The organism is Corynebacterium sp. HMSC11E11, assembly GCF_001807025.1.
GTDB classification, from domain to species: Bacteria; Actinomycetota; Actinomycetes; order Mycobacteriales; family Mycobacteriaceae; genus Corynebacterium; species Corynebacterium freneyi.
In genome coordinates, this window is the sequence record NZ_KV787131.1 from 1 (window position 1) to 12,214 (window position 12,214).

14 protein-coding genes are annotated in these 12,214 nt (G+C 69.5%); 7 read left to right on the forward strand and 7 right to left on the reverse strand.

Annotation, left to right across the window (positions count from 1 at the left end; all coding sequences use genetic code 11):
* Positions 1-27 precede the first annotated feature (27 nt).
* Positions 28-1,017 (reverse strand): class 1b ribonucleoside-diphosphate reductase subunit beta, encoded by a 990-nt coding sequence (gene nrdF / locus HMPREF3121_RS04310; protein WP_070520179.1) that lies wholly within the window; start codon positions 1,015-1,017, stop codon positions 28-30.
* Complete coding sequence (gene nrdI / locus HMPREF3121_RS04315; protein ID WP_035122129.1) at positions 1,014-1,463, reverse strand: class Ib ribonucleoside-diphosphate reductase assembly flavoprotein NrdI; 450 nt, start codon at positions 1,461-1,463, stop codon at positions 1,014-1,016. The genes nrdF and nrdI overlap by 4 nt, the downstream gene beginning before the upstream one ends.
* Before the next feature lie 104 nt (positions 1,464-1,567).
* Between nrdI and HMPREF3121_RS04320 the strand changes: the two genes are divergently transcribed.
* Together HMPREF3121_RS04320 and HMPREF3121_RS04325 are read left to right on the forward strand one after the other, a co-directional pair.
* Positions 1,568-1,975 carry a pyridoxamine 5'-phosphate oxidase family protein gene (locus HMPREF3121_RS04320; protein WP_035122131.1) on the forward strand — a complete coding sequence of 136 codons (408 nt, stop codon included), beginning with the start codon at positions 1,568-1,570 and terminating at the stop codon, positions 1,973-1,975.
* Positions 1,972-2,469 (forward strand): flavin reductase family protein, encoded by a 498-nt coding sequence (locus HMPREF3121_RS04325; protein WP_070520180.1) that lies wholly within the window; start codon positions 1,972-1,974, stop codon positions 2,467-2,469. Before HMPREF3121_RS04320 ends, HMPREF3121_RS04325 begins: the two co-directional genes overlap by 4 nt.
* 3 nt (positions 2,470-2,472) lie before the next feature.
* Here HMPREF3121_RS04325 and HMPREF3121_RS04330 read toward each other — a convergent pair whose 3' ends face one another.
* The 3 genes from HMPREF3121_RS04330 to HMPREF3121_RS04340 are packed head-to-tail and all read right to left on the reverse strand — an operon-like array spanning position 2,473 to position 5,169.
* Positions 2,473-3,156, reverse strand: coding sequence for a metal-dependent transcriptional regulator (locus HMPREF3121_RS04330; protein ID WP_070520182.1), 684 nt, complete (start codon positions 3,154-3,156; stop codon positions 2,473-2,475).
* Positions 3,157-3,184: 28 nt separating this feature from the next.
* Positions 3,185-4,444, reverse strand: coding sequence for an MFS transporter (locus HMPREF3121_RS04335; RefSeq protein ID WP_070520184.1), 1,260 nt, complete (start codon positions 4,442-4,444; stop codon positions 3,185-3,187).
* Positions 4,444-5,169 carry an IclR family transcriptional regulator gene (locus HMPREF3121_RS04340; RefSeq protein WP_070520185.1) on the reverse strand — a complete coding sequence of 242 codons (726 nt, stop codon included), beginning with the start codon at positions 5,167-5,169 and terminating at the stop codon, positions 4,444-4,446. Before HMPREF3121_RS04340 ends, HMPREF3121_RS04335 begins: the two co-directional genes overlap by 1 nt.
* Positions 5,170-5,283: 114 nt before the next feature.
* Here HMPREF3121_RS04340 and leuC point away from each other — a divergent pair, with 114 nt between their 5' ends.
* The 3 genes from leuC to HMPREF3121_RS04355 all read left to right on the forward strand — a co-directional run bounded on the left by leuC (position 5,284) and on the right by HMPREF3121_RS04355 (position 7,871).
* The gene (gene leuC / locus HMPREF3121_RS04345) at positions 5,284-6,714 is read left to right on the forward strand and encodes a 3-isopropylmalate dehydratase large subunit (RefSeq protein ID WP_070520354.1); all 1,431 of its coding nucleotides are present in this window, start codon (positions 5,284-5,286) and stop codon (positions 6,712-6,714) included.
* Between the two features lie 40 nt (positions 6,715-6,754).
* A complete protein-coding gene (leuD, locus tag HMPREF3121_RS04350; RefSeq protein ID WP_070520187.1) occupies positions 6,755-7,348 on the forward strand; it encodes a 3-isopropylmalate dehydratase small subunit in 594 nt (197 codons plus the stop codon).
* 184 nt (positions 7,349-7,532) lie between these two features.
* Positions 7,533-7,871, forward strand: a complete 339-nt coding sequence (locus HMPREF3121_RS04355; protein WP_070520189.1) for an HU family DNA-binding protein — start codon at positions 7,533-7,535, stop codon at positions 7,869-7,871.
* Between the two features lie 9 nt (positions 7,872-7,880).
* On the opposite strand, the gene HMPREF3121_RS04360 is transcribed toward HMPREF3121_RS04355, so the two are convergent.
* A complete protein-coding gene (locus HMPREF3121_RS04360) occupies positions 7,881-8,858 on the reverse strand; it encodes an NUDIX hydrolase (protein WP_083291277.1) in 978 nt (325 codons plus the stop codon).
* Positions 8,859-9,031: 173 nt separating this feature from the next.
* Here HMPREF3121_RS04360 and HMPREF3121_RS04365 point away from each other — a divergent pair, with 173 nt between their 5' ends.
* Entirely contained in the window at positions 9,032-10,030 is a 999-nt protein-coding gene (locus tag HMPREF3121_RS04365) for an NAD(P)H-dependent glycerol-3-phosphate dehydrogenase (protein ID WP_070520357.1), read from the forward strand.
* A 76-nt stretch (positions 10,031-10,106) separates the two neighbouring features.
* Positions 10,107-11,222, forward strand: coding sequence for a D-alanine--D-alanine ligase family protein (locus HMPREF3121_RS04370; protein WP_070520192.1), 1,116 nt, complete (start codon positions 10,107-10,109; stop codon positions 11,220-11,222).
* 2 nt (positions 11,223-11,224) lie between these two features.
* Here the strand turns inward: HMPREF3121_RS04370 and HMPREF3121_RS04375 are convergent, their stop codons facing one another.
* Positions 11,225-12,169, reverse strand: coding sequence for a DUF3515 domain-containing protein (locus HMPREF3121_RS04375; protein WP_070520194.1), 945 nt, complete (start codon positions 12,167-12,169; stop codon positions 11,225-11,227).
* Between the last annotated feature and the right edge of the window lie 45 nt (positions 12,170-12,214).

Here is a 12,214-nt window from a genome sequence, read left to right on the forward strand (position 1 = left end):
TGCTACCAACCTGATGGCCGGGTACACCTAGAAGGCCCAGTCGCCGTCGTCGGTCTCCTCGGCCCGGCCGATCACGTACGACGAGCCCGAGCCCGAGAAGAAGTCATGGGTTTCCGCCGAATCCGGCGCGAGAGCGGCGAGAATTTCCGGTTCCACCTTCGCGGCCTCGACCTCGTACTGGGGGCGGTACCCGAGGTTCATCAGGGCCTTGTCGGCGTTGTAATGGACGAATGCCATGACTCCGTCGATCATCTCGAAGCCGTCGTAAAGCTCGGAAGAATAGGCCTTCTCCATGGCGAGCAGTTCTTCCACGAGGCCCAAGGTGAAATCCTCCATTTCCGCCCGCCGCTCCGGATGAGCCTCCAGGCCGCGCTGGTACTTGTAGCCGGAGTAGTAACCGTGGACGGCCTTGTCGCGCAGGATCAGGCGGATCATGTCGGCGGTGTTCATCATCACGCCCCTCGAGGAGAAACGCAACGGCAGGTAGAAGCCCGCGTACAGCAGCAGTGACGACAGCAGCGTCGCGGCCGCCTTGCGCTTCAGCGGGTCGGGCCCGCGGTAGTGGGCCATCACCGCCGTCGCACGGACCTGGAGCAGGGGATTGGCGGTGGCCCATGCGTAGGCGTCGTCGATTTCGGCCGTCGAGCACATGGTGGAGAACACCGATGAGTAGCTCCGCGCGTGGACGGCCTGCATGAACGCGATGTTCGCGTAGACGGCCTGCTCGTGCTCCGTGCGGGCGTCGGGGATCTGGCTGACTTCGCCGACGGTCGCCTGCACCGTGTCCAACAGGGTCAGCCCGGTGAAGACGCGGACGGTCAGGTCCCGCTCGCGCTGCTCCATCTGCCGCCATTTCGGGAGGTCGTTGGATAGCGGCACCTTTTCCGGCAGCCAGAAGTTGGCGGTCAGGCGCTGCCAGATCTCCAGATCCTTGTCGTCCTGCAGCCGGTTCCAGTTGATCGGGCGCAGCGGGCGGGTGTCTCCGGGGCGCCATTCCGGCGGGGTGATGTCGATCATGGGGTCGCGTGGTCCTTCGTGTGGTCGTTGGTCGGGTGGGTGCGGGCTGCGGTGGCCCAGAAGTCGGCGAGGCCCGCGCGGACGACGTCAACGTCGTGGTCGGTGCCCAGCAGCTCGAAGTGGAAGAGCTCCGGGACCCCGCATTTCGCGGAGATGATCGGGCCGGCGCAGCAGAACGCCTCGCCGAAGTTGGTGTTGCCGGAGGTGATGACGCCGCGGATGAGCGCGCGATTGTCCGGGTCGTTGAGGAACCGGATCACCTGTTTCGGCACCGCGTGCCGCAGTGCGCCGCCCCCGTAGGTCGGGGTGATCAGGACGTACGGGCGCCTGACGCGCAGTGGCGGGTCTTTCGGGGCGAGCGGTATGCGCACTGCCTCGAGCCCCACTTTCTCGACGAAGCGCCGCGTGTTCTCCGATGCGGATGAGAAGTAGACGATGAGTCCCATTCATCCCTTTCTGGTAGGCCGAATATTGAAGTACGTAGCACCGTAGTTTAGAGTGTGGTGCACCGATCAATCAATCCCGCTCGAGCGGGAGAAGGAGTAGTCACATGGCGCTCATCGACGAGAGCATGCGAGAAATGCTGTCCGAGCAGCTGCCCATCCTGGCGACCGTCACCGACGGCGAGCGGCCCAACGTCGGGCCGAAGCGATCGCTGCGCGCGTACGGCGACGATGCCCTGATCTACAACGAGAACACCGGCGGGCAGCACCTGGAGAACATCAGGGCCGGTTCGCCCGTCGCGGTGGCGGTCATCGACCGCCCGAACCTCGACGGCTACCGCTTCCTCGGCCGCGCGGAACTGCATGACGACGGCCCGGCGTGGGACGATTGCCTGGCGTTCGCCGCGGCCAACGGCATGGGCGAACCGAAGCACGCGGTGGTCATCCACATCGAGGAAGTGCATTCCCTGCGTTCCGGGCCGAAGGCCGGGACCCGGGTGGCTGGAGGGCGATGAACCCGGAAACCAATCATTTCGGCGAGGGGCTGCGAACGTTCTTCCGCGGCTGCGCGGCCGGGGTGTGGGTGATCACCACGGTCGACCCCGATGGGCGGCCGGTGGGCTTCACCGCGTCGTCCGTCGCGTCGGTGTCCCTCGATCCGGCGGTGTTCACCATCTCCATGCAGGCGGGCTCATCATCGTGGCCCGCCGTGGATGCGACCGGGCGGCTCATCGTCCATGCGCTGTCCTCCGGCCAGCAAGCCGTGGCACGCCTCTTCTCGACCTCCGGCGTCGACCGTTTCCGCGGCGTGAACTGGAGGCCGACGGCGGACGGCCTGCCGCTGATCGAGGGCTCCAACGGCTGGATGAGCGCGGAAATCCTCACGATCGTCCCGGTCGGGGAGTCGAGGCTGCTGCTGTGCAGGGCCACCGAGACCCACATCCCGGGCAACCGCCGCCCGCCGCTGGTCCATCACGACCGCGCGTACTGGGCGACCATGCCCGCCTGAGGGTCAGCCGCGCGGCGCGGCGATGCGGATGGATTCCGCCACGTCGACGGACACCGCGACGGCGCCGCCCTCCGGCGAGGCCGGTTCCAGGGCGATGACGCCCGACGACGCCCCGTCGTCGGAGATCGTGAACCCCGCCCCGGGCACCACGCCCCGCGCGCCCAGATGGCGCAGCAGGGCGGGGTCGGCGTCCCTGATCCGCGTGATCTCGATGGCCTCGCCGATCCGCGACGACGTCAGCGGGCGATCACCGCGATCGCCCAGGTCGCCGTCGGGCCCGGGGATGGGGTCCCCGTGGGGGTCGTGGGCGGGCGACCCCAGGTATTCGTTGAGGCGTTCCAGCATGCGGTCGGAGACGGCGTGCTCGAGCCGGTCGGCGTCCTCGTGGACTTCGTCCCAGGGGTAGCAGAGCACTTCGGCGAGGAACGTCTCCACGAGCCGGTGCCGGCGCACCATCTGCAGCGCCAACCGCCGGCCCTCCGGGGTGAGCGACACGGCGCCGTAGGGCGCGTGCTCGACGAGTGACTGTTCCCGCAGGCGCCGGATCTGGTCCGACACCGACGACGGGCGCAGCCCCAGGTGGGCCGCCACCTCGGACGGCGGCACCGGCGCGCCCGACCATTCGGACAGCGTCCACAGGGTCTTCAGGTAATTCTGCGCGCTGTCGCTGAGGTCCGTGAGCTCCATGGCGTTCAGCCTAATCCGGGGGCGCGCGTCAGGGGTCGAGGGTCACGTGGCGGTTCTCGTCGTCACGCGGCGCCACCGCCAGCGCCGCGGCCGGGAACAGCGCCGTGACCGCGAACAGCGCGGGAAAACCCACCGCCGCGACGATCGCGCCGGCGGCTGGGGGAGTGGCGGCGTAGATGATGTTCTGGAACGTGTTCTGCGTGCCCAGGGCGCGGCCGGACCACAGGGGACCGGCGTACTCGGCCACGGCCGTGAAAGCCAGGCCATTCGGCGACACCGATGCGACGGCCACGGCGCCGATGACGATCGTCGCCATGATGCCCAGGGGGGAAGCGGCGAACGCATCCGCGCCGGACGTCTCGGAGGCCCCGGCCGTCCAGCCCGCGCCCAAGCCGTCGAAAAGCGACATGAGCACCAGCAAGCCCAGCGTGACGCAGGCGACGTGCCGGTACGGACGCAGACGCGACCGCGCCCGGTCGGAAATGAAGCCCATCGCGGCACGCGACCCCGCCCCGCACAACTGCGCCACCATGACGATGACGCCCGCGGACACCTCCGAATGGCCCCGCGCGATGAGCCACACCAAGATGAACGACCCCATCATCGACTGCGGCCACGACAACAGCGCCGAGGCGACGTGAATGCGCACCAGGTACCCCGAACCCCGGTACGGGCTCACCGCGGCCGCCGCATGGTCGGCCGAACCCGACTCCGGGCGCGGCGGATCCTTGATGCCCAGCAGACAGGCCACCGCCAGCACCCCGCACAGCACGGCTGCGAAGATCAGCGCGGCGCGGATGCCGTGGGCGGCGGCCAACACCGGCAGCGTCACGGCAGACAGGGCCGAGCCCAGCGGCTGCGCCATCTGCCGGATGCCCATCGCCGTGCCGCGCTGCGACGGCGGGTACCAGCCCGACACCACGCGCCCCGACGCCGAGTTCACCGACGCCGCGGCGCAACCGGCGAGGAACAGGGCACCGGCGAGCAACGCGGGACCGCCGCCGGAGGCCCACGCGGCAACGCCGGTCATCGCGGCCGTCGACCCCAGGCCCAACGACAGGGCGGCGCGCTCGCCGAAGACGTCGACGAACCAGCCCCACGCGATGAGCGTGAACACGATGCCCGCCGCCGGCATCGCCGCGATCAACCCCGCAGCGGGCAGCGACAGGCCCGATGCCGTCAGCGCCGGAATGAGAAACGGCGTGCCCATGTGGACGACGGAGGAGCCGACGGCGGCCAACGTCGACAAGCCGAGGACGAAATGCCGGTACGCGGGGGAGGCGGACACTACAGCCGCTTCTCCATGTCGGCCGCAGCGGCGAGCACCTCGCGGCCCCACGCCGCGTACGGCGACGGCGACAGGCGCTCGACGGGACCCGAAATGGACAGCACTGCCACGATCTCGCCGGTGCCGTCGCGGACGGGGGCGGAGACGCTGGCCAGGGCAGGGTCGCGCTCGCCCATGGACTCGGCCCATCCCTGCTTTGCGACGTCCGCCAACTCCTCCGCATCGAAGTCCGCCTCGGGCAACACGCGTTCGGCCAAACCGGCGGGGCCGTAGGCCAGGAGGATCTTCGCCGCCGAACCGGCCGACAGCGGCATGCGCGAACCGACCGGCACCGTGTTGCGCAGGCCCGTCGGCGGTTCGAGGGAGGCGATGCAGGTGCGGGTGTCGCCCGTGAGACGGTAGAGCTGCACGGATTCGCCCGTGGTCTCCATGAGCCGGGGAAGGACGTGGGCGGCGGCGTCGGCGAGCAGGTCGGAGGTGACCGGCGTCAGGTCCGTCAGTCCCGGGCCCGTGGTCCAGCGGCCGTCGGGCGTGCGGGTGACCAGGCGGTGCACCTCGAGTGCGGTGGCCAGGCGGTGTGCGGTGGCCCGCGGAAGGTCGGTGCGCTCGCACAACTCGGCGAGCGTGCAGGGGCCTGCGGCGACCGTTGTGAGGATGAGAACGGACCGGTCGAGGACCTTGATCCCGCTCATCGGGGCCACGTCGGCTGTGCTAGTCTGTCCCATGCCATGATATTAACATCCCACGATCTGGGACGTAAGGATCGGAGCCGCCACCCCGGCCCGGTGACCCGGATCCGAGGATGACACAGCAGCCCAATCACGACCCGAGAGGTGACCATGAGCACCACGGACGCCAGCCCGAAGACGCTCGCCGAGAAGGTGTGGCGCGACCATGTCGTCAAGCCGGGCGAAAACGGTGAACCCGACCTCATCTACATCGACCTGCACCTCGTCCACGAGGTGACGTCGCCCCAGGCCTTCGACGGCCTGCGCCTGGCCGGCCGCAAGGTCCGCCGCCCGGACCTCACCATCGCCACCGAAGACCATAACGTGCCCACCGACGGCGCCGGCGGCGGCGCGATCGAGCTCATCAAGGAGCCGACGTCGCGCACGCAGATCGCGACGCTGCGCAAGAACGCCGAGGAGTTCGGCATTCGCCTCCACCCGATGGGCGACCGTGAGCAGGGCATCGTCCACGTCGTCGGCCCCCAGCTGGGCCTGACCCAGCCGGGCACCACCGTCGTCTGCGGCGACTCGCACACCGCAACCCACGGCGCGTTCGGTGCCATGGCGTTCGGCATCGGCACCTCCGAGGTCGAGCACGTCCTGGCCACCCAGACGCTGCCGCTCAAGCCGTTCAAGACCATGGCCGTCAACGTCTCCGGCGAGCTGCGCCCGGGGGTGACCGCCAAGGACCTGATCCTGGCGATCATCGCCAAGATCGGCACCGGCGGCGGGCAGGGCCACGTCATCGAGTACCGCGGCGAGGCCATCGAGAAACTGTCGATGGAAGCCCGCATGACCATTTGCAACATGTCCATCGAGGCCGGCGCCCGCGCGGGCATGATCGCCCCCGACGCCACCACGTACGAGTACCTCAAGGGCCGCCCCCACGCCCCGCAGGGCGAGGAGTGGGACGCCGCCGTCGAGTACTGGGACTCGCTGGTCACCGATGTCGACGCCGAGTTCGACACCGTCGTCGACATCGACGGCTCCGCCCTGACCCCGTTCGTCACCTGGGGCACCAACCCCGGGCAGGGCGTCCCCCTGGGCGAGGCCGTGCCGGACCCGGAGCTCATCTCCGACGAGGACGAGCGCCTCGCCGCCGAGCGCGCCCTGGAGTACATGGACCTCGAGCCCGGCACGCCGATGCGCGAGGTTCCCGTCGACGTCGTCTTCGTCGGCTCCTGCACCAACGGACGCATCGAGGACATGCGCGCCGTCGCCGACGTGCTGAAGGACCGTAAGGTTGCCGACGGCGTCCAGATGCTCATCGTGCCGGGCTCCGCCCGAGTCCGCGAGCTCGCCGAGGCCGAGGGCCTCGACGCCGTGTTCACCGCCGCCGGCGCCGAGTGGCGTCAGCCGGGCTGCTCCATGTGCCTGGGCATGAACCCCGACCAGCTCGAGCCGGGCCAGCGCTGCGCGTCCACCTCGAACCGCAACTTCGAGGGCCGCCAGGGCAAGGGCGGCCGCACCCACCTGGTCAGCCCGGCCGTCGCCGCCGCCTCCGCCGTCGCCGGTCATCTGGCGTCGCCGGAAGATCTCTGACGCACGCACACCGACACGTACTCCGAAAGGAACCGCGAAAATGGAGAAGTTCACCACCCACACCGGTGTCGGCGTGCCGCTGCGGCGCTCCAACGTCGACACCGACCAGATCATCCCGGCGGTCTACCTCAAGCGCGTGACGCGCACGGGCTTCGAAGACGGCCTGTTCAGCAACTGGCGCAACAACGAGCCCGAGTTCGTGCTCAACCGCCCCGTGTACGCCAAGGGTTCCGTGCTGGTCGCGGGCCCGGACTTCGGCACCGGGTCGTCGCGCGAGCACGCCGTCTGGGCGCTGATGGACTACGGCTTCCGCGTGGTCATCTCGTCGCGTTTCGCCGACATCTTCCGCGGCAACGCCGGCAAGGCCGGTCTGCTGGCCGCGCAGATGGAGCAGTCCGACGTCGAGCTGCTGTGGAAGAAGCTCGAGGAGGAACCCGGGCTGGAGCTCACCGTCGACCTCGAGGCGCGCACGGTCACCGCCGGCGACACGGTGCTGCCGTTCGACGTCGACGACTACACCCGTTGGCGTCTTCGCGAGGGCCTCGACGACATTTCGCTGACTCTGCGAAATGAGGCCGAGATTAACGCTTTTGAGGAATCCCGCCCCTCTCACAAGCCTCGTACGCTGCAGTAAATCCCCTGGTCGGGACGGGGTGAGGGCGCCACGCTCGCGTGGCGCCCTTTCGCATGCGCGGTTAAGTTGAGGAGGGAATCACGGCCCGGAAACGCAATCACGGCAGCACCATGAGCCGATGATTTTCCGAACGTCGATGCCCGCGCCCGCATGCCCACCTCGAAGCCACCGGAGGTCATCCGCGATGAACAAGGCCGACCTCGTCGCCGAACTGGCAGACAAGCTCGACATCAACCAGGCCGACGCCGCCGCGGCGATCGAGGGCACCCTCGACATCATCGTGCGGTCGGTGGCGCAGGGTGAATCCGTCACCATCATGGGCTTCGGCACCTTCGAATCGCGTCAGCGCGCCCCGCGTACCGCTCGCAACCCGCACACGGGCGAGACCATCGAGGTCCCGGCGACGCGCAGCCCCGCGTTTCGGCCCGGCAATTACTTCCGCGCCGTGGTCAAGGAGGGCCTCACCGACGACGCCGGCATCTCCGTGCGCCGCACCTCCTCGCACACGGGCTTCCGCGGCTGACCCGCAGCGTTACTTCACCGGCAGCGCGCTGGCGTAGTAGTCGGCGGTGGTCAGCACGCCGTCGTTGAAGCCCAGCACCCAGGCGGAGCCCTTCTTGCAGGGGATGTCCTCGATGGGCAGGGTGCCCTTGGCCGACAGCCACGCGATGGTGTCGGGGATGACGGTGCCCTGGGCGCAAATCACGGACACGCCGCCCTCGGCGACGACGTCCATGAAGCGGCGCTGCGCGTCGACCATGCGGGCAATGGAGGCATTGTCGCCGAAGAGTTCGTCGACGACGACGTCGACGCCCATTTCCGACGCCAGGGGCTCGACGGTGTGGATGCAGCGCACCGGTTCGGCCGAGTACACGCGCTCGGGGCGGAAGGGCAGCAGTCCGGGCACGAGCAGTTCCGCCTGGCGGCGGCCCTTCTTGTCGAGGGGGCGCAGGTTGTCGTCGCCGGCCCAGTTCTTGCGGTTGTGGGCGCGGCCGTGGCGGACGTAGATGATGCGGGTGTCGGGTTCGGTGCCCAGGCGCTTGCGGGCCTTGTTGAGCACGTCGACGTCGAGATCGTAGGTCAGCAGGTCGGCGGCGTCGTCGAAGCTCACCCAGCGCAGTTCGTCGACCTCGGCATTCGGTTCGAACTCGCCGTCGAGGACTTCCGCGGTCCAGTACCAGACGAGTTTCGTGCGGCCGGTGACCGGGTAGCTGACGTTGCCCAGCAGCTTGCCCAGGCGCACGGTGTAGCCGGTTTCCTCGCGGATTTCGCGTTCGGCGGTCATGGGCAGGTTTTCGCCCGGGTCGAGCTTGCCCTTGGGCAGCGACCAGTCGTCGTAGCCGGGGCGGTGGATGATGCCGATTTCGGGGTTCGCCGCGTCTCCGCGCCACAGCACGGCGCCGGCGGCGTAGGTCGGCTTGGGCACGCCTTCGCCGGGTTCGACGCCGATCTCGCGCAGTCGCCCCGTCAGGCTCTGGTCGTTGACCTTGTCCTTGTCGTTTTCGTGCATCGTCATGGGGCTGCGACTCCTGTGCGGCGGACGGGGATTGCTGTCGATCAAGCATAACCCCGGCCCAGGTGGCTCACCTCCCGAACGCGATCGCCGTCCGGCATGGCTAGGCTTTACGACGACGGCGGGTGCCCGGGATCGACCCGCGCGAAACGATGGGGAAGGAGCCGACGATGGTGAGCGTTGCCGTGATGGGCGCTGGTTCGTGGGGAACGACTCTGGCCAAGGTCTTCGCCGACGCGGGCAACCCGGTGCGGTTGTGGGCCCGCCGCGGCGAGCAGGCCGAGCGGATCCAGGCCACGCGCGAAAACTCCGATTACCTGCCCGGGGTGGTGTTGCCGGAGAACATCGCGGCCTCCGACGACGCCGCGGCCACGCTCGACGGCGCCGACATCGTGGTGTTGGGCGTGCCGTCGCAGACGCTGCGCGGCAACCTGGCGGTGTGGCGCGATCTCATCGACCCGCAGGCGACGTTGCTGAGTTTGGCCAAGGGCATCGAGCGCGAGTCCCACAAGCGCATGAGCGAGGTCATCACCGAGGTCGCCGAGGTCCCCGAGGAACGGGTCGCGGTGCTGTCGGGGCCGAACCTGGCGCGTGAGATCGCCGCGGGTCAGCCCGCCGCGACCGTCATCGCGTGCACCGACGTCACCCGCGCCCAGCTCGTCCAGGCGGCGGTGGCCACCGGCTACTTCCGCCCGTACACCAACCCCGACGTCGTCGGCTGCGAGATCGGCGGCGCCTGCAAGAACGTCATCGCGTTGGCCTGCGGCATGGCCACCGGGCAGGGGCTGGGGGAGAACACCCTGGCGACGATCATCACCCGCGGCCTGGCGGAGATCACCCGCCTGGGCGTCGCCGCCGGCGCGCAGCAGAAGACCTTCTCCGGTCTGGCCGGCCTCGGCGACCTGGTGGCCACGTGTTCGTCGCCGCTGTCGCGCAACCGCACCTTCGGCGAGCGCATGGGCCGCGGCGACACGGTGGAAGAGGCCCAGCACGCCACCCGCGGCCAGGTCGCCGAGGGCGTCATCTCGTCGATGTCGGTCCGCGAGCTCGCCCACGAACACGGGGTGGAGATGCCCATCACCGAAGCCGTCCACGCAGTCTGCCACCGCGGCCAGTCCGTCGAAGAGATGATTCGCGCGTTGATGGGACGATCCCGCAAGGCGGAATGACCTCCGCGTCGGCGTCGTCAAGCAATCCGTGCCGCGAAGGCGGACGCATCCGGGCCCGGGGGTAGGATGCGAAACCATGACTTCGCCCGCACAGCGCACCGATGACCGCATTGCCGTCGCCGTCCTCTACGGCGGCGCGAGCCCCGAACACAACGTGTCCTGCGTGTCGGCCGGTGCCATCATGGCGCACCTCGACGCCGCCACGTACCGCATCGTTCCCGTCGGCATCACCCGCGACGGCACGTGGACCCCGGGCACGTCGGATCCGGAGGCGCTGAGCAAGCACGGCCGCGAGTTGCCGCAGGTCCCCGACGTCGCCGAGGGCGGCGACGAGCTGCAGCTGTCCGCCGACCCGAAGCGCGCCGGCGAGTTGCGCCACGTCGCGGGGCCGCGCGCGGGCGAGCTTCACGACGTCGTCGACGTGGTGTTCCCCGTGCTCCACGGACCCAATGGCGAGGACGGCACCATCCAGGGCCTGCTCGAACTGTCGCGCATCCCGTTCGTCGGGCCCGGCGTGCTGGCGTCGGCGGCGGGCATGGACAAGGAACGCACCAAGAACCTCGCCGTCGCCGGCGGCATTCCCGTCGGCGAGCAGGTCGTGCTCCTCGACGGCGAGGAACTGGGCGAGGCCGACCGCGACCGTCTGGGGCTGCCGGTGTTCGTCAAGCCGGCGCGCGGCGGATCGTCGATCGGCATTTCCAAGGTCGATTCGTGGGACGAGTTCGACGCGGCGCTGGAGCTGGCCCGCGCCCACGACGCGAAGGTGCTCGTGGAAAAGGGCATCGTCGGCGCCGAGGTCGAATGCGGCGTGCTGCAGCGGCCCGACGGCGAGCTGGTGGCGTCGGTCCCGGCGCTGCTGGCCGGCACCGAAGACTCCGACGAGGGTTTCTACGGCTTCGACACCAAGTACCTCGACGACGTCGTCACCGCGCAGATCCCCGCCCAGCTTCCCGCCGAGACCATCGAGCAGCTGCAGACGTTGTCGAAGCAGGTGTTCCGTTCGCTGGGCTGCGACGGCCTGACCCGCGTCGACTTCTTCGTCACCGCCGACGGGCCGGTGCTCAACGAGGTCAACACCATGCCCGGGTTCACGCCGATCTCCATGTACCCGCAGATGTTCGCCGCATCCGGCGTCGCCTACGCGGAGCTGCTGGACACCCTCGTCCGGCGCGCCCTCGTCGCCCGGAGGTAGCCCTACTCTTCGCTGGGCGAGGTGTTCTCCAGGTTCGCCGCGATCATGTCGGAGAAGGCGGGCAGCACGCCCGACGCCTCGGCGACCGGAAGGTGGACGGCGACGAACCGCTCGCGGCCCATCGCGTACCAGGTGCCCACGTCGCCGAAGGACATCGACGGCTCCGCGAACCACACGATGTCGTTGATCTGGGTCAGCTGCTCCTCGGTGTCGGCGTAGCCCTCCGGCTCGCCGACGCCGCAGCGCAGCGACACGATGCTGCCGCGGTCGTCGACCCACACCATCGATCCGGCCGGCAGGTCGGCGTCGTCGACGCGGGTGCGTTCGCCGATCTTCGTCGGCAGGGCCGCCAGCAGGGCGGAGCAGCGCTCGTCGGCCTCGTCGGCGGCCAGGTCGGTCAGGGGCACGGGATTCGGTTCGTGGGCGCCGCCGACCTCGGAGTCGGGGAGCAGCGCCTTCGACAGGTCGTCGATGGCGTCGGCGCGATCGGAGTTGGCCGTCACGGCGACGACGGGCGTGCGGCCCACGGAAAACCACGTAGCCAGGTCGGAGCCGGCGGTGGCGTCGTCGACGCGGATCCACTTCACGCCGTCGACCTCTTCGGTCACCGACAGCTCGGTGTACTGCACCGGCACGTCCGCGCCGCAGCGCAGCGTCACCCGCTCGTCCGCGGTGTTGCGCCACACCGCCGCGCCCTTGGGGGCGGGGTCGGCGAGTTCGGCGCGCACCAGGCCGTCGAGGCGATCCGGAAGACGATCAAGAAGCTCAGCGCACCTTGGGGAATCGTTGTCCGGCATCTCCAGCGACGACAGCAGCACCGGGTTGCGGGCCTGGTCATCCTGGAACAGTTTCGCCCCGATGATCACGCCGAAAGTGAGCAGTACCGCGAGGGCCAGTGCGATGCCCGCACGGCGCCGGTTACCCTGAGCCTGAACGTTTTCTCCCATGTGGGAAAAGTCTACTTCGCCCCCGCCCCGGGCGATGCGCCGCCC